This is a genomic window from Micromonospora sp. NPDC093243, from assembly GCF_044753725.1.
Lineage (GTDB): Bacteria > Actinomycetota > Actinomycetes > Mycobacteriales > Micromonosporaceae > Micromonospora.
Map to the genome: position 1 here is coordinate 149369 of NZ_JBIVNT010000008.1, position 15566 is coordinate 164934.

At 74.8% G+C, this 15566-nt stretch carries 16 protein-coding genes and 1 pseudogene; 3 read left to right on the forward strand and 14 right to left on the reverse strand.

Translation table 11 applies throughout. The annotated features are described in order from the left end of the window. Nucleotides 1-153: 153 nt before the first annotated feature. From panD to ACIP9D_RS26140, 3 genes are read right to left on the reverse strand one after another with little or no spacing between them, the layout of a single operon-like run. On the reverse strand, nt 154-576 hold the full coding sequence (gene panD, locus ACIP9D_RS26130; protein WP_350873524.1) for an aspartate 1-decarboxylase: 423 nt from the start codon (nt 574-576) through the stop codon (nt 154-156). A 32-nt stretch (nt 577-608) separates the two neighbouring features. Beyond that, a complete protein-coding gene (gene panC / locus ACIP9D_RS26135) occupies nt 609-1457 on the reverse strand; it encodes a pantoate--beta-alanine ligase (RefSeq protein ID WP_350873525.1) in 849 nt (282 codons plus the stop codon). Between the two features lie 58 nt (nt 1458-1515). Beyond that, a complete protein-coding gene (locus ACIP9D_RS26140) occupies nt 1516-2499 on the reverse strand; it encodes a Rossmann-like and DUF2520 domain-containing protein (RefSeq protein WP_350873526.1) in 984 nt (327 codons plus the stop codon). Between the two features lie 311 nt (nt 2500-2810). On the opposite strand from ACIP9D_RS26140, the gene ACIP9D_RS26145 reads away from it, so the two are divergent. Next, nucleotides 2811-3812: an SAM-dependent methyltransferase gene (locus ACIP9D_RS26145; protein ID WP_350873527.1), complete on the forward strand. Its 1002-nt coding sequence runs from the start codon at nt 2811-2813 to the stop codon at nt 3810-3812. Further along, nucleotides 3809-4996 carry an NADH-quinone oxidoreductase subunit D gene (locus ACIP9D_RS26150; protein ID WP_350873528.1) on the forward strand — a complete coding sequence of 396 codons (1188 nt, stop codon included), beginning with the start codon at nt 3809-3811 and terminating at the stop codon, nt 4994-4996. The genes ACIP9D_RS26145 and ACIP9D_RS26150 overlap by 4 nt, the downstream gene beginning before the upstream one ends. 27 nt (nt 4997-5023) lie before the next feature. Here ACIP9D_RS26150 and ACIP9D_RS26155 read toward each other — a convergent pair whose 3' ends face one another. The 4 genes and pseudogenes from ACIP9D_RS26155 to ACIP9D_RS26170 all read right to left on the reverse strand — a co-directional run bounded on the left by ACIP9D_RS26155 (nt 5024) and on the right by ACIP9D_RS26170 (nt 9682). Continuing rightward, nucleotides 5024-6796, reverse strand: coding sequence for a hypothetical protein (locus ACIP9D_RS26155; RefSeq protein WP_350873529.1), 1773 nt, complete (start codon nt 6794-6796; stop codon nt 5024-5026). Between the two features lie 217 nt (nt 6797-7013). Then, nucleotides 7014-8137: pseudogene (locus ACIP9D_RS26160) on the reverse strand (glycine betaine ABC transporter substrate-binding protein). A gap of 139 nt (nt 8138-8276) precedes the next feature. Beyond that, nucleotides 8277-8999, reverse strand: coding sequence for an ABC transporter permease (locus tag ACIP9D_RS26165; protein WP_350873530.1), 723 nt, complete (start codon nt 8997-8999; stop codon nt 8277-8279). Further along, nucleotides 8996-9682 (reverse strand): ABC transporter permease, encoded by a 687-nt coding sequence (locus ACIP9D_RS26170; RefSeq protein ID WP_350873531.1) that lies wholly within the window; start codon nt 9680-9682, stop codon nt 8996-8998. The genes ACIP9D_RS26165 and ACIP9D_RS26170 overlap by 4 nt, the downstream gene beginning before the upstream one ends. A 2-nt stretch (nt 9683-9684) precedes the next feature. Between ACIP9D_RS26170 and ACIP9D_RS26175 the strand changes: the two genes are divergently transcribed. Then, nucleotides 9685-10701, forward strand: coding sequence for an ATP-binding cassette domain-containing protein (locus ACIP9D_RS26175; RefSeq protein WP_350873532.1), 1017 nt, complete (start codon nt 9685-9687; stop codon nt 10699-10701). A 24-nt stretch (nt 10702-10725) separates the two neighbouring features. On the opposite strand, the gene ACIP9D_RS26180 is transcribed toward ACIP9D_RS26175, so the two are convergent. From ACIP9D_RS26180 to folP, 7 genes are all read right to left on the reverse strand, one after another. After that, the gene (locus ACIP9D_RS26180) at nt 10726-11226 is read right to left on the reverse strand and encodes a hypothetical protein (RefSeq protein WP_350873533.1); all 501 of its coding nucleotides are present in this window, start codon (nt 11224-11226) and stop codon (nt 10726-10728) included. A gap of 54 nt (nt 11227-11280) precedes the next feature. After that, on the reverse strand, nt 11281-11589 hold the full coding sequence (locus ACIP9D_RS26185; RefSeq protein ID WP_350873534.1) for a hypothetical protein: 309 nt from the start codon (nt 11587-11589) through the stop codon (nt 11281-11283). A 49-nt stretch (nt 11590-11638) separates the two neighbouring features. Further along, the gene (locus ACIP9D_RS26190; RefSeq protein WP_350873535.1) at nt 11639-12853 is read right to left on the reverse strand and encodes an ABC transporter permease; all 1215 of its coding nucleotides are present in this window, start codon (nt 12851-12853) and stop codon (nt 11639-11641) included. A 141-nt stretch (nt 12854-12994) separates the two neighbouring features. Then, a complete protein-coding gene (locus ACIP9D_RS26195; RefSeq protein ID WP_350873536.1) occupies nt 12995-13534 on the reverse strand; it encodes a DUF3180 domain-containing protein in 540 nt (179 codons plus the stop codon). Between the two features lie 19 nt (nt 13535-13553). Next, nucleotides 13554-14081 (reverse strand): 2-amino-4-hydroxy-6-hydroxymethyldihydropteridine diphosphokinase, encoded by a 528-nt coding sequence (folK, locus tag ACIP9D_RS26200; protein ID WP_350873537.1) that lies wholly within the window; start codon nt 14079-14081, stop codon nt 13554-13556. Then, the gene (gene folB, locus ACIP9D_RS26205; RefSeq protein WP_350873538.1) at nt 14078-14443 is read right to left on the reverse strand and encodes a dihydroneopterin aldolase; all 366 of its coding nucleotides are present in this window, start codon (nt 14441-14443) and stop codon (nt 14078-14080) included. Before folB ends, folK begins: the two co-directional genes overlap by 4 nt. Next, entirely contained in the window at nt 14440-15333 is an 894-nt protein-coding gene (folP, locus tag ACIP9D_RS26210) for a dihydropteroate synthase (RefSeq protein WP_350873539.1), read from the reverse strand. Before folP ends, folB begins: the two co-directional genes overlap by 4 nt. Nucleotides 15334-15566: the final 233 nt, after the last annotated feature.

The following is a 15566-nucleotide window of genomic DNA, read 5'->3' on the forward strand; positions in this document are numbered from 1 at the left end:
CCTCCCCCAGCCACCGCCCGCCCCGCGACGGGTGTGACAAGGGTAACCAGGAATGACCTACCGGTGACAGACCGCGCAGGCCACCCGGGGCGGGTCAGCGCGCACGGGCGCCGTCATCCCACACAAAGGGGACGATCGGCCACGCGGGTACGGTCAGACCGCGGCGAACGGATTGGGCACCGGATCACCGGCCGTGCCGGCGGCGGCGGTGGCCGGGTCCGCGTTCAGCTCGACGACCCGGTTGTCCCCGTCGACGTGCACCACCCGAGGCCGGTAGGTGCGGGCCTCGGCGTCGTCCATCTGCCCGTACGAGATCAGGATGACCAGGTCGCCGGGGTGCACCAGGTGCGCGGCGGCGCCGTTGATGCCGATCACCCCGCTGCCCCGCTCGCCCGGGATGACGTACGTCTCCAGCCGGGCGCCGTTGGTGATGTCCACGATCGCCACCTGCTCGCCGGGGAGCAGGTCGGCGGCTTCGAGCAGCTCCTCGTCGACCGTCACCGAGCCGACGTAGTGCAGGTCGGCCTGGGTCACCGTGGCGCGGTGGATCTTCGACTTGAGCATGGTTCGCAACATCGGGGTGCGCCTTTCGCGGAACGGGCCGGGTTTCAGGATCGGGGGGCGAGCGGGATCGCCGCGTTGTCGATCAGACGGGTGCCGCCGACCCAGGCCGCGACGAGCAGCCGGGCGGGCCCGCTGACCGGTCCCGGCTCCAGGTCCGGGTCGGTGAGCACCAGGTAGTCCAGCCGGGCGCCCGGCGTACCGGCGCCGAACGCCTGGTGCGCCGCGGCCAGCACCTCGCCGGCGTCGCGCCCCTGCTCGGCCGCCTCGGCGCCGGCCCGCAGCGCCGCCGACAGGCTCAGCGCCGCGGCCCGCTCGGGCCCGGAGAGGTAGCGGTTACGGCTGGACAGGGCGAGCCCGTCCGGCTCCCGCACGGTCGGCACGCCGACCACCCGGACCGGCACGTCGAAGTCGCGGGCCATCCGACGGATCAGGGTCAGCTGCTGGTAGTCCTTCTCACCGAAGAAGGCGAGATCCGGGCGGGTGAGCTGGAACAGCTTCAGCACCACGGTGAGCACCCCGTGGAAGAAGCCCGGCCGGCTCTGCCCCTCCAACTCCTCGCCCAGCGCGCCCGGATTGACCCGGACCGTCGGCTCGCCGCCGGGATAGATCTCGTCGCGGCCCGGCGCGAAGACCACGTCCGCGCCGGCCCGCCGGCAGATCTCCAGGTCGGCGGCGAGGGTACGCGGATAGCGGTCGAAGTCCTCGTTCGGCCCGAACTGCAGCGGGTTCACGAAGATCGTCACCAGCACGTGGTCGGCCTGCTCCCGGGCCGCCCGCAGCAGCGTCTCGTGCCCCGCGTGCAGCGCGCCCATCGTCATCACGACGCCGACCGTGCCGGTCAGCGCGGCCCGCGCCTTGGCCAGCTCCTCGCGGGTCGTCACCAGCTCGGTCACGCTCCCACCTCCCGCCCCGTGCACAGCGCCGACGGACCTGCGGCCATTCCCGGCCCGGTCACGCGGCCACCTGCCGCTGAGTGTCGGCGAGCACACCGAGCAGCGGCGCGGCGTCGGCCGGGCGCAGCCGACCGGCCGCGATCGCCCGGTCCGCGGTGCGCCGGGCCAGCGCCAGGTAGGGGGCGACCGACTCGGGGGCGGTGGCCGCGAGCCGGGCCAGGTGCCGCCCGACGGTGCCCGCGTCGCCCCGGGAGACCGGGCCGGTGAGCGCGTCGTCGCCGAGGCGCAGCGCGTTCTCCAGCGCGGCCCGCAGCAGCGGGGCGAGCACCTTCTCCGGCTGACCCACGCCGGCGTCGCGCAGCCGGTCGGCCGCCTCGTTGACCAGGGTCACCAGGTGGTTGGCGCCGTGCGCCAGGGCCGCGTGGTAGAGCGGCCGGTCGGCCTCACCGATCCACTCCGGCACACCGCCGAGGTCGGCGACCAGTCGGGCCGCCAGCGGGCGCAGCTCCGCCGGCGCGGTCACCCCGTACGAGATGCCGGCGAGCCGGCCGAGGTCGTCGGGCGTACCGGTGAAGGTCATCGCCGGGTGCAGAGCCAGCGGGCGGGCGCCGACCGCCACCGCCGGGGCGAGCACGTCGAGACCGTGCGCGCCGGAGGTGTGCGCGACCAGCTGGCCGGGGCGCAGCGCGCCGCTGTCGGCCAGGGCGGCGACGACGCCGGCCAGCGAGTCGTCCGGCACGGCGATCAGCAGCAGATCGGTGGCGGCCCGGGCCACCACGGTCGCGGCGCGACGCGGGACGGCGGGCAGCAGCAGCGCCGTGCGGGCTCGGCTCGCACCGGACCCACCGGTGACGGCCACCACCCGGTGCCCGGCGGCGGCGAGCGCGGCGCCCAGCACGGCGCCGACCCGCCCGGCGCCGACGACGCCGACGGTGAGGGTACGGGGGAAGGTGACAGCAGCCGGGGCGCCCGGTCGGGCGCTGCCCACGGTCGCGGCGGCCCGCCGGGGGGCGGCCGGACGCGGGCGCAGCGGTGCGCTCATGTCGACGATCCAGTCCTCGAGAAGGGGTACCGGTCGATGGCAAGTATGCGCCGAAGTCACGCAGGGGGAACAAGGGTGTGTGAAAACCTTCACCGCCCGGGAGCGGCCCCGGCGGCGGGTCGGACCCCGCCGGTGAAGCACCGCCCGGCAGGGGCCCTTACCGCAGGTCAGCGGCGGTCGGCCAGGAAGCCGGCGTCGACGAACCGGTCAGCAGCAGCGGTACGACAACGCGCCGGGGGAGGAGGAGTCGTCCCACACCGGCTGGCCCGTAGGGTCGGCACGGTCACGGACCCTGGACGAGGGATGAACTGATGCCGATCCGCTGGCGGGACGCGATGGACCGGGCGCTCTACGGCCCGGGTGGCTTCTTCGTCTCCGGGCCCGGGCCGGCCGGGCACTTCCGCACCAGCGCGCACGCCTCCCCAGCCTTCGCGGCTGCCCTGCTCCGCCTCCTCGATCAGGTCGACGCGGCGCTCGATCACCCTGCGCGGCTGCACGTCGTCGACGTCGGGGCTGGTCGTGGCGAACTCCTGCGCGCGTTGGTCCAGGCCGTGGGGCCGCCGCTCGCGGGGCGGCTGCGGCTCACCGCCGTCGAACACGCGCCGCGCCCTGACGACCTGCCGGACGGCATCGACTGGGTGGCCGAGATCCCCTCCGGGATCACGGGGCTGCTGCTGGCCACCGAGTGGTTGGACAACATGCCGCTCGATCGTGCCGTGCACGCCTCGGATGGCTGGCGCTATCTGCTGGTCGATCCGGCAACGGGCGCGGAGACGGTCGGTGACCCGGTCGGCGCCGAGGACGCCGAGTGGCTGGCGACCTGGTGGCCGGTGCCCGACACGGCAGTCGGGGCGCGGGCCGAGATCGGGCGGAGCCGGGACGAGGCCTGGGCCGGGGCCGTGGGCCACGTCGACCGGGGGCTGGCGCTGGCCGTCGACTACGGACACCTGCGTGGCGACCGCCCGATCGACGGCAGCCTGACCGGGTACCGGGGCGGGCGTCAGGTGCCACCGGTGCCCGACGGGTCGTGCGACGTCACCGCGCACGTCGCCATGGACTCGGTCGCCTCCTGCGGTGAGCGGGTCGCCCGGTGCGCGTACACCCTGGGGTCGCAGCGGGAGGCGCTGCGGGCGCTCGGGGCCGACGGTGGCCGACCGCCGCTGGCGCTGGCCGGCACCGACCCGGCCGGCTACCTGCGGGCGCTCGCCGCCGCGTCCACGGTGGCCGAACTGACCGACCCGGCCGGCCTCGGCGGGCACTGGTGGCTGCGGCAGCCGGTCGGCGTCGAGCTCGACCCGCTCGTGGCACGATGACGGGCATGAGCACCGAGACCGGGGACCTCCGCGAGCTGACCGTCGGTACCGGAGCGGGCCTGGTGGCGGGCACCGGCGGGCAGCAGCTCGGCACCGACATGGTGCTCAACATCGGCCCGCAGCACCCGTCCACGCACGGCGTGCTCCGGCTCAAGCTCGTCCTCGACGGCGAGCGGGTGGTCTCGGCCGAACCGATCGTCGGTTACATGCACCGGGGGGCGGAGAAGCTCTTCGAGGTACGCGACTACCGGCAGATCATCGTGCTGGCCAACCGGCACGACTGGCTGTCGGCCTTCGCCAACGAGCTGGGCGTCGTGCTCGCCGTCGAGCGGCTGATGGGCCTGGAGGTGCCGGAGCGGGCGACCTGGCTGCGGATGGCCCTCGCGGAGCTGAACCGGGTGCTCAACCACCTGATGTTCCTCGGCTCGTACCCGCTGGAGATCGGCGCGATCACCCCGGTGTTCTACGCGTTCCGCGAGCGGGAGACCCTCCAGGCGGTGATGGAGGAGGTCTCCGGCGGCCGGATCCACTACATGTTCAACCGGGTCGGCGGGTTGAAGGAGGAGGTGCCGGCGGGCTGGACCGGCCGGGCCCGGGCCGCCATCGGCGAGGTACGCCGGCGGATGCCCGACCTCGACAACCTCATCCGCCGCAACGAGATCTTCATGGCCCGCACCGTCGGGGTGGGCGTGCTCTCCGCCGCCGACGCCGCCGCGTTCGGCGCGTCCGGCCCGGTCGCCCGCGCCTCCGGGCTCGACCTGGACCTGCGCCGCGACGACCCCTACCTGGCGTACGACGAGCTGGACGTGCCGGTGGTGACCAAGACCGCCGGTGACTGTCACGCCCGGTTCGAGGTGCTGCTCGACCAGGTCTACGCCTCGCTCGACCTCGCCGAGCAGTGCCTCGACCGGGTCGACCGGCTCACCGGGCCGGTGAACACCCGGCTGCCCAAGGTGGTCAAGGCGCCGGAGGGGCACACCTACGCGTGGACCGAGAACCCGCTCGGGATCAACGGCTACTACCTGGTGTCGCGCGGGGAGAAGACGCCGTGGCGGTTGAAGCTGCGCACCGCGTCGTACGCCAACGTGCAGGCGTTGGCGACCCTGCTCCCCGGCTGCCTGGTGCCGGACCTGATCGCCATCCTCGGCTCGATGTTCTTCGTGGTCGGCGACATCGACAAGTAGCGGGCTCGGGCTGCTCCGGCGGGCGGGTCAGCGCCAGCGGTCGGCGCGGGCCCCACCGGCGCGGGGCACGTCGTCCTGCGGCGGATAGCCGTAGTACTCCTCCTCGCCCCGCGCACGTCGGCCCACCCGCTCCGGCTCGACGTCGGTCGGCTGGTAGCCCCGCTGCCGCGGCGGACGCCACTCGTCCGGCACCGGCACCCCGCCGGCGGGTAGCCCCGGGCGCTCCTCCGGCTCGGCCCAGCCACCCCGCCAGCCCTCGTCACCACCCCGGTCGTAATCCCGGCGCGGCTCGTCCCGGCGCGGCTCGTCCCGACGCGGCTCCTCGCGGCGGACCGAGGCCCACCGGTCGGCCACCCGGTACTCGGTGCCGGTGGCGTCGGCGTGCACCTCGGCGTGCCGCTCGCCGACCCGCAACTCCCGGCCACGATCGTCGTCCCGCACCGCCGCCCACCGGTCCCCGGCCCGCAACTGCGCCCAGTACTGCCCGGTGTCGTCGGGCTGCTCCGGTCGCTCCGGGCCGGGCCGCTCGGCGGGGACGCCCCAGCCCGGCTCGCCCGCCACGGGCTGCTCGGACCAGCCCCGCTGGTCTTCCGGGGCCGACCGGGACCGGTCGGCCCGGCCCCGCTCGCGGTGCCCCTCCCAGCCCGACTCGTCGCGCAGGTCGGGCTGCCCAGCCCATCGCCGATCGTCGCCGGGGCGGGAACGCTCGTCGGGAGCGGCGTACCCGGGCCGGGACCGCTCCTCGGGGCCGGTGCCCGCCCAGGAATGCTCGTCGGGGCGGGACCCGCCCCACGACCGCTCCTCCGCCGGGGGCGACCAGGCACCGGCGTATCCGCCGCCGTAGCGGCCACCCGCCGGCTCGGCCGATCCCCCGTCCACGATCGTGTGCCGGGTGGTGACGTGCACCGTCTCCGTGTGCCGGACCATGCCGACCGGGCGGTGCGGCTCCGCGGCGGCCCGCCCGTCGTGCTCGGCGGGACGCGCGGCGGCACCGTAGACGCCGGGCTGGGCAGCGGCCGGACGGTCCCCGCCGTACACCCCGGCGGAACCGGGCCGCTCGCCGTGGACGCCGGCTGGGCCGGGGCGCTCGCCGTATCCGCGGGCTGACTCCGGGCGCTCGCCATAGGCCCCGGCGGACTCCGGGCGCTCGCCGTAGACCCCGGCCGGCTCCGGACGCTCGCCGTACACGGCTGCGGGCGGGCGCTCAGCCCCGTGTTGACCCGGGGCGGGCCGGTCGGCGCCGTGCCGGGTGGGCTGCGCTCGCCGGGGTTCCTCGTCGTCCTCCCAGTCGGACCGCCCCCACCGGGGTGCGGCGTCCTCCTGGGCCGCCCGGCCTCGGCCGGACGGGGCCTCCTCGGCCGGCTCGGCGGCGACGGACACTCGGGCCCGACCGGCGCCGGCCGGCTCCGCACCCCCGGCGAGGGCGGCGCTGGTGGCCTCCATCCGCCGGTGCACCGCGGCGACCGCCTCCTGGGCCCGCTGAGCCTGGTCGAGCGCCTGGTTGCCGCGCTGGGCGGCGGCCACGATCTCGCCACGCAACTCCCGGCGGAGCTGCTCCATCTCGTCCAGCAGCTCCTCGGAGCGGGCCTGACCGCCGTCGCCGTCGGCGCGCAGCGCGATCGACAGGCCGATCAGCACCACGGCCAGGATGGCGAGCACGGCGGCGAAGCGCAGCGGGCCGTTGCCGTCCGCGACCAGCAGGATCAGCGCCGCCACCGGGGCCAGCGCCACGCCGATCCAGAAGAGGACGGTCAGCAGCGCCGGACTGCGCTTGGCGTCGGAGGTGACCGAGGCGGGCATGGCTGTGCAGCCTACCGAGAGTTGCCGCCCGTGGGAACGGGCCCACGACCGGCGGCGTACGCCGGCAACCGCCCGTGCGGACCGGGTGCACCCGCCGTTCACCCGTGCCCTCACTCGGCGTTCGGGGCGCAACGGACGCGGCCGGCCGTCGGTGGCCACCAGGGCCACCGGCGACCGGCCGGCGTCGGGATGTCGGGCGCTGCCGCGCCCGGACGGGTCAGCTGGCGGCCAGCGCCCCGTCCGAGGAGAGGACGAGGCCAACGCTGGCGGCGCCGGTCTTCAGCGCGTTCTTGGTCTGCGGCCCACCGGCGTCCAGCGAGCTGAACGAACCGGCGTTGAAGTTGTAGACCTGCACCAGACCGGCCTGGCACTTCGGCCGCTGCGGGCACTCCGGCGGACCGGCGAGCACCGTCGCCTGGCCGGAGCACTTGCTGGCCAGCTCGGAGAGGTTCTTGACGCCGTACTTGTCGGCGAACGCCTTGGTGACCGCGAAGGCGTTCTGGTCCTGCGCCTGCGACGGCGCACCGAAGACGATGCCCACCTTGTCACCGCTGGCCTTCAGCGCGGTGACGGTCTTGTCCAGATCGGGGGACGAGACCGGCTGGGCGTTCGCCCCGTTGGCCTTGGTGTTGAGGAACTCGGCCATGGACGCCGCGTACTCCGGGACGACCTGGATCTCGCCCTTCTCCAGGGCCGGCTCGTAGAGCTCCCGGTTACCGATCTGCTGCACCCGCACCTGGTAGCCGGCGGCGGTGAGCACGATCCGGTAGAGCTCGCCGAGCGTCTCGCTCTCGCTGAAGTTGCCGGCGCCGACCACGATCTGGCCGCCCGGTCCCTTGGCGATCCCGTTGGTCAGGTTGTTGGCCGTGGCGAACTCCTCGGCCGCCGCCTTCGGGGTCTTCCGGTCGACGTCGACCGCCTTGTTGAGCTGGATCAGCTTCGGCGTGTCCAGCGCGGCGGAGACCTTGTCCAGCGCGGCGATCAGCTGCGGGTTCGCCGCGTCGGCGTTGACCGCCGGGATGATGTTGTCACTGTTCTGGAGCTTCTTGTCGTCGTCGAGGACCACCAGCTGGTCGCCGGCCACCGGGGCACAACCGGCCCCACTCGCCTCCTGCTGGGGAGCGTCGGTGCCGGAGGAGCCGGCGCCACCGCAGCCGGTCAGCAGCCCGGCGACGGTCAGGGCCGCGGCCCCGCCGATGGCCAGTCGTGTGCGTGCGCGCATGATGCCCGCCTTCCGTGTCCCGGCGCGACCCGTCCGGGCCGGCCGCGTGTCCGACGGGCGATCCTGCTGTCGGGTCACCCGCGATCTATCACCCAACATCTTCCACCCGGGTACGACAACCGGAGGCGACCTTTGTCACCGTATCGTCACACCCGTGACCTGGCCGTCGGCCGGAATGCGCATCCCACCGCCGGCACGGGTCTCACGGCGCCGGTTTCGACTGCCCGGTGGCTCAGGTCGGGTGCGACGCGGGTCGACTCAGCCGCCGGCGACCGCGTCCGCCGCCCGGCGGTTGGCACGCCGGCGGGTGGCGCGCAGCGGGCGGGGCGTGACGACCCGCTCGACCAGCGCCAGGATCAGCTCCACCAGCACGGCGAGCCCGGCGACCAGCACCCCGCCAGCCAGGATCTGCCCGCCACCCGCGGCGATGTCCAGCCCGAATCCGGCCCGGATGATCTGGCCCAGCCCGCCGCCGTTGACGAACGAGGCCAGCGCGGCGGTAGCCACCACCTGCACCGCGGCCGTCCGGAACCCGGCCGCCAGATAGGGCACCGCCAGCGGCAGCTCCACCCGCCGCAGTACCTGCCAGCCGGAGAGCCCCATCCCCCGCGCCGCGTCCCGGGCCTCCGGGTCGGCCTGACGCACCCCGGTGTACGCGTTGGCCAGCAGCGGCGGCACCGCGAAGACGGCCAGCGCGACGATCACCGACGGGCGGCCGAAGCCGAGGAAGGTCAGCGGGAGGATGGTCAGCAGGGCGAGCGTCGGGATGGCCAGGCTGACGTTGGACACCAGCACCACCAGGCCGCCACCCCGCCCGGCGTGCCCGAGCCAGAGCCCGATCGGCCAGGCCACCAGGCAGCCGAGCGCCACCGCGGCGGCGGAGAGGAACAGATGCTCGCCGAGGCGGTCCAGCACACCACCGGGGTTGGTCCAGTTCAACGGGTCGTTCAGCCAGACGACCGCCTGCTCGATCACGCTCACGAAGACCTCCGGGCCAGCCACGGAGTGAGGAACCGGCCGACGGTGGCCAGGATCAGGTCCAGCACCAGGGCGAGCAGGACGCAGAGCAGCGTCCCGGTCATGATCTGGGCCTTGAAGAAGTTGTTCTGGAAGCCGGCGAAGATCAGCTGCCCGAGCCCGCCCCGACCCACCACCACGCCGACAGTGACCAACGCCACGGTCGAGACGGTCGCCAGCCGCAGGCCGGTGAGGATGCCGGGCAGGGCGAGCGGAAGGTCGACCCGGAACAACCTGCCCCAACGGCCGTAGCCCATGCCCTCGGCCGCCTCACGGACCTCGGGTGGTACCTGGCTCAGCCCGGCGACGGTGTTGCGGACGATCACCAGCAGCGCGTAGAGCACCACCACGCTCAGCACGGTCACCACGCCGATGCCCAGGTAGGGCGCGACGAACGCGAACAGGGCCAGCGACGGGATGGTGTAGAGCACCCCGGTGAATGCCAGGATCGGGCCGGCCAGTGCGCGGAACCAGTACGCCGCCACGGCCAGCGGTACGGCGATCAGCGCGGCGATCAACACCGCGCGGGCGGTGAGCGAGGCGTGCTCACGCAGCGCGGCGAGGATCGTGTCAGAGTTGTCCCGCACGTACTGCCAGGAGAACCACGGGTTACCCGGGTCGGCCCGGTAGCTCAGGCGGAAGGACATACGTGGACGTTACCCCGGAGACCTCCGGCGCCGGCGGGCGCGCGACGGCCGACGCCGCACGCGCGGCGTCGATCACCCTCGAGGGAATCCACAAGCGCTACCCGGACGGGACCGAGGCCGTACGCGAGCTGAGCCTCGAGGTCAAGGCCGGCGAGCTGGTGGTGCTCATCGGCCCGTCGGGCTGCGGCAAGTCGACCGTGCTGCGGATGATCAACCGGTTGATCGAGCCCACCGGCGGCCGGATCATGCTCGGCGACGAGGACGTCACCCGGGTCGACCCGGTGCGGCTGCGCCGCCGGATCGGCTACGTCATCCAGAACGTCGGCCTCTTTCCCCACCAGACCGTACGGGCCAACGTGGCGACCGTCCCGCGGCTGCTCGGCTGGCCCCGGGAGCGCAGCCGACGTCGGGTCGACGAACTGCTCGACCTGGTCGGCCTCGACCCGAGCCAGTTCGGCCGCCGCTACCCGCACGAACTCTCCGGCGGCCAGCGGCAGCGGGTCGGGGTGGCCCGGGCGCTCGCCGCCGACCCGGTGGTGCTGCTGATGGACGAGCCGTTCTCCGCCGTCGACCCGATCGTCCGGACCAGGTTGCAGGAGGAGTTCCTCCGGTTGCAGGCCGAGGTCCGCAAGACGATCGTGCTGGTGACCCACGACCTCGACGAGGCGGTACGGCTCGGCGACCGGATCGCGGTGCTCTCCCAGGGCGGGCACCTGGAGCAGTACGACACCCCGGCGGCCCTGCTCGGCGCCCCCGCCACCCCGTTCGTCCACGAGTTCGTGGGCGCCGACCGGGGGATCCGCCGGCTGGTGGTCACCCCACTCGACGGGGAGACGCTGGAGCCGCTGCCCGCCGGCGGCCCGCCGGACGCGCCGACGGTCCCGCTGCGCGGTTCGGCGTACGACGCGCTGGCGGTGATGCTCACCTCGGCGGCGGACCGGGTGGTGGTCACCGACGAGGGGCGGCCGGTGGGCGTGCTCGGCCGCCAGCGCGTGCTCGACCTGGGCCGACCGGAGTGATGCGAGCTGGGCCTGGCCGGGTGGTCAGGCCCGGCCTCCCAGGCTGGCGGTGGCGATGATCCAGCCGGTGAGGAAGCCGTAGCTCGCGCCGGCGCCGGCGGTCTGCAACGCGCCGAGCATCGAGGCGCCGGGCCCGAGGAGCACCCCGAGCAGGCCGGCGATCCCGCCGGCCAGCGCGTACGCCGCCCAGCCGGAGAAGAACTGGCTCAGCGGCCCGGGCACCCGGGCGACCTGCGTGGCCGGCAGCAGGTAGAGCAGGGCCGCCGTGAGGATCACCAGCAGGATGGCCCGCAGGTCGGCGGCGAGCACGCCGCCGGCCTGGTCACTGCCGTCGACCAGCCAGGCCGGCCAGGCGAGCAGCCGCAGGTACCACCCGCCGGCCGCGTTCGGGTCGGTGTGGCCCTGCGCCCAGCCGACGTACGCCGGGCTGCCGGTGACGGCGACGAGCACGATCGCGGCGAGTGTGCCGGTGCCGGCCGCCGTGCCGTAGCGGCTGACCGCGCCGGTCCGGTTGGTGAGCGCCATGATCCCGTCACTTTCCGGCCCGCCGAGGCGGGCAGATGCGTAGCTGCCGGCCCGTCAGTGCTTCATCAGATAGTCGATGAAGGCGGCCCGCAGCAACGGCTCGTGCTCCTCGTAGCCGTGCCCGGTCAGCTCCCGCCAGAGCGCGTTGGCCTCGTCCACGATCGGCCCGACCGAGTTGGGCGCGCCGTCGAGCGCGGCGGCCTCGTCCGCGTTGGGCAGGCGCCGCAGCACCGACCAGAAGAATCCGAAGTCACGGTGCTCCCGGGCGAGCGCGAACGCCCGCTCCCGCAGCTCCTCGGTGGGGAGCGCGTCCAGCTCCGCGAACGAACGGCCGCCGGTGGGGGTCGCTGGTGTCTCGGTCATGTCGCCGAGCCTAACCGCCGAGATCACCTGCGGCCCGTTGGACCGGGGCTCACCGTTCGTCGTCGTCCCAGCGGCGCGGCTCGTCCTCCCAGCGGGGCGATCGCCACGGGTCCACCGGGCTCTCCGCCGATGGGGTGGGCAGGGCGGGCGGCCAGTTGTCGACCGCTCGCGGTCGGGGCATGGCCCAGCCCGAGCTGATCGCGCCGTCGCTGACCGGCTCAGGCGCGTCCGCGATCACCGGCCCGGGGCGCCCGAACCGCTCGACCAGGCGGGTGACCAGCAGCCCGACGCCCAGCGCCGCACCGCCGAGCGCCCACCGGCTCACCGTCCAGCCCCGCGCCTGCGCGTACGCGACGAAGGCCGACACCAGGCCGACCGCGAACAGGGTGCCGAAGATCCCGCCGCGCCGGCCGTACGCGCTGGTCCCGGCGAGCAGCGCCACCCCGATCGCGAGCACCGTCCAGTCCAGGCCGGCGGTGGGGGCCACCGGCGCGGTGCCGTTCGCCGCGATCAGCACCCCGGCCAGCATCGCGAGCACCGTCGAACAGACCAGCGCGCCGGTGGTGACCACCGCGGCCACCACGCCCCGACGCCGGGACGGGTCGGCGACCGGACGGGACCGGCCGACCAGCCGGCGGATCGCCCTGATCGCGCCGAACAGCCCGCCGAGGACGGCCAGCGCGGCGAAGCCGGCGAAGAGGTAGACCGCGTGCCGGCGCGGGTCGTACTCGCCCTGCACCAGCACCGGGGCGGAGCGGCGCTCGATGTAGACCACGACGCCCGCCGCGCCGGCGAGGCTCGCCGCCCAGCCCGGCACGTGCAGCACCACCACCGCCAGCCCCAGCAGCAGCCCGGCCACCGCGGCGACCGCGGCGGCCGGCGCGACCGCGTCCGCCACGCCCCGGTCGCCCTGCTCGGCGAAGTGCAATGCGGCCGCGACCGCGACCGGCCCGACCGCCAGATTCGGGGCGGCGGTCCGCAGGCTCAACCCGGCGGCGAGGGTCAGCAGGCCGAGGGCGACCACGTCGACCAGGAGGGTGCGCAGCCCGGAGCCGCGCAGGACGTCCGGATCCTCCCGCCAGAGCAGCCAGGCGACGACGGCCAACCCGACCAGCAGCACGATCTCCCAGCCGATGTGGACGCCCACCCGGTCCCGGCCGGGCTCGCCGTGGCTGGGATCGTCGAAGACGTTCTCCAGGACCGCGGCGGGCACCCCCGATGAGGGCTCGATCGACCCGTCGCGGCCCGGTTCGTCGTACCCCATTGACGCCGCCTCCCTTGGCCGGTCGTCCTGGTCCGACGCGCGGGCGGACCGGCGCGGCCGTTGCTCTCCGGTCGCAGGCACGCTACCCGCGCCGCGAGCCGGACGTAACCCCTCGACCAGCACCGATCCCGCGCGGGCCGGTCAGCGCTGGCCGGGGCGGCTCTCGCGGTCGTCGGGCTCGCGGTCGTCGTCGGGGCGCTCCGGCACCCGGCAGGACCGCTCCAACCACAGCGCGGCCGCCACCAGGGCCAGCGAGGCGAGCAGCCCACCGCCGGCGGGCGCCCGGTCCTCCATGGCGGCTCGGGTCGACTCGACGAAGAGCCATCCGGTCAGCCCGGCGTAGAAGCCGGCGAAGATCGCACCGACCAGCGAGGACGCCTTGGCCAGCACCACGAACCGGGCGACCAGCAGCGGGTTGACCGGCTCGCGGCCCGGCCGCTGCTCGATCCGGCCCCGGGTGTTGATCGCGGCGTACCCCTCGAGCACGGCGAGCGCGGCGAGCGTGACCACCGGCAACCAGGGCAGCCGGGGGATCCCGTTGTAGTAGAGGCTGCTGATCAGCAACCAGGCCGCCGCGGCGGCGGCCAGACCGGCCACCACCAGCGTGGAGATCCGGGTCGGGCCCAACCGGAACTGATCCGGGCCGCCCCCACCGGGCCTCGGGGACCGCGACTGCGTCATGCCGGCCGCCTCCGCTGGGTCATGCCGTCGACTCTATCGCCAGATCCGGGCGAGGGCGCAGTTCCGGCGCGTCGGCGGCGGCCGGGCCGTTGGTGAGCAGGTCGGTGAGCCAACCGTGGCCGGGCAGCCGGCCGTACGGCTGGATGTCGATCCACGGCCGCAGCACGAACGCCCGCAGGTGGGCCCGGGGGTGCGGCAGGGTCAGCTCGGGGTCGTCGCTGAGCACCGGCTCGTCGTCGTCGCCCCACACCGCGATGACGTCCACGTCGAGGGTGCGCGGCCCGAAGGGTCGTTCCGGGTCGCGGGTCCGGCCGGCCGCGCGCTCCGCGGCCCGGGCCCGCTCCAGCCAGTCGCGCGCGGTCGCGGTGGAGTCCTGCGCGAGCAGCGCCGCGTTGAGGTACGCGGGCTGGTCCGGGTCCCCCCACGGTGGAGTCTCGTACACCCCCGAGACCACCAGCACGGTGTCGCCGAGCGCGGCGACCGCGGCGCGCAGGTGGGCCAGCCGATCACCCAGGTTGCTGCCGAGGGAGAGCACCACGCGGCTCACCGGGCACGCGCCCGGGTCATCGTGACGGCCACGTCGGTGAAGGTGTGCGGCACCGGCGCCTCCGGTTTGTGCACGGTGATCGTCGCGCTCGCCACCCGCGGGTCGGCCAGGCAGACCGTGAGCAGCCGGTCGGCGAGCGTCTCGATCAGGTTGACCGGCTCGCCGGTCACCACGGCGACCAGGCGCTCCGCCAGCTCGCCGTAGTGGACGGTGTCCGTCACGTCGTCGGAGCGGGCGGCCGGGCCGAGATCGAGGTCGAGCACCGCGTCGACGACGAAGTCCTGCCCCTGGGCGCGTTCGAAGTCGTACACCCCGTGCCGGCCGCGCGCCCGCAGGCCGGTGAGCTGGATCCGGTCGGTCATCGCTCCCCCTGCTCGTGGGCACCGGCCGCAGCGGACCCGACACCGGCGGTCACCCGCAGACGGGGACTGCCGCTGGCCCGCCAGACGGCGAGCGCGTCCGCGGTCGCGCGGACGTCGTGCACCCGTACCCCCCAGGCGCCGGCCGCCACGGCGAGCAGGCTGGTCGCCACGGTGGCCGCCTCCCGCTCGCCGGTGGGCCGTGGGCGGCCGTCCGGGCCGGCCAGCAGCGCGCCCAGGTAGGACTTGCGGCTCGCCCCGAAGAGCAGTGGATAGCCGAGGTCGAGCAGCTCGGGCAGGCGGGCGGTGAGCTGCCAGTTGTGCGTGGCGGTCTTGGCGAACCCGAGCCCCGGATCGAGGACGATCTTCTCGGCGGCGACGCCGGCGCGCAGCGCCACGTCGACCCGCTGCGCCAGCTCCGTCCGGACGTCGGCGACCACGTCGGCGTAGGTGGCCAGGTCGCGCATGCCGCGCGAGTGGCCGCGCCAGTGCATCAGCACCCACGGGCAGCCCGCGTCGCGCACCACCCGGGCCATGTCCGGGTCGGCCAGACCACCGGAGACGTCGTTGACCACCACCGCGCCGGCGGCGAGCGCCGCCTCGGCGACCCGGGCCCGGCTGGTGTCGATGCTGACCGCCACCCCGGCACCGGCGAGCTCGCGGATGACCGGCAGCACCCGGGCGGCCTCGGTCTCGGCGTCGATCCGGTCGGCGCCCGGCCGGGTGGACTCTCCGCCCACGTCCACCAGCTGCGCCCCGTCGTCGCGGAGTCGGACGCCGTGTCCGATGGCGGCGTCGAGGTCGGCGTACCGTCCGCCGTCGGAGAAGGAGTCGGGCGTGACGTTGAGGACGCCCATCACCACCGGGGCCGGGGCCCGTACCAGATCGGTCACGACTAGACCGTACCGGTCGGCCGCAGGGTTCCCAGGGGGCCGGGTGGCGACCTCTCACACCGACCCTGACATGCGCATTGGAACAGGTGTACGATCGGTCGTCCGGGTCGGATCGGGCAGCCTCTTCGCGGCTTGTCGCATTCCGGGGCGGGCCGTACGCTTTGGAATTGCCCAGCATCGAGATGGCGAAGCTTGGAGGGAGGGCCGAAGCGGGAAGAATCCGGCCAAACCTC

What these genes read in the sequence shown, in the direction of transcription:
- panD (WP_350873524.1), bottom strand. Translation starts at nt 576, where the DNA reads ATGTTGCGAACCATGCTCAAGTCGAAGATCCACCGCGCCACGGTGACC.
- ACIP9D_RS26140 (WP_350873526.1), bottom strand. Translation starts at nt 2,499, where the DNA reads ATGAGCGCACCGCTGCGCCCGCGTCCGGCCGCCCCCCGGCGGGCCGCC.
- ACIP9D_RS26145 (WP_350873527.1), top strand. Translation starts at nt 2,811, where the DNA reads ATGCCGATCCGCTGGCGGGACGCGATGGACCGGGCGCTCTACGGCCCG.
- ACIP9D_RS26150 (WP_350873528.1), top strand. Translation starts at nt 3,809, where the DNA reads ATGACGGGCATGAGCACCGAGACCGGGGACCTCCGCGAGCTGACCGTC.
- ACIP9D_RS26155 (WP_350873529.1), bottom strand. Translation starts at nt 6,796, where the DNA reads ATGCCCGCCTCGGTCACCTCCGACGCCAAGCGCAGTCCGGCGCTGCTG.
- ACIP9D_RS26170 (WP_350873531.1), bottom strand. Translation starts at nt 9,682, where the DNA reads ATGTCCTTCCGCCTGAGCTACCGGGCCGACCCGGGTAACCCGTGGTTC.
- ACIP9D_RS26180 (WP_350873533.1), bottom strand. Translation starts at nt 11,226, where the DNA reads ATGGCGCTCACCAACCGGACCGGCGCGGTCAGCCGCTACGGCACGGCG.
- ACIP9D_RS26185 (WP_350873534.1), bottom strand. Translation starts at nt 11,589, where the DNA reads ATGACCGAGACACCAGCGACCCCCACCGGCGGCCGTTCGTTCGCGGAG.
- ACIP9D_RS26190 (WP_350873535.1), bottom strand. Translation starts at nt 12,853, where the DNA reads ATGGGGTACGACGAACCGGGCCGCGACGGGTCGATCGAGCCCTCATCG.
- ACIP9D_RS26195 (WP_350873536.1), bottom strand. Translation starts at nt 13,534, where the DNA reads ATGACGCAGTCGCGGTCCCCGAGGCCCGGTGGGGGCGGCCCGGATCAG.
- folB (WP_350873538.1), bottom strand. Translation starts at nt 14,443, where the DNA reads ATGACCGACCGGATCCAGCTCACCGGCCTGCGGGCGCGCGGCCGGCAC.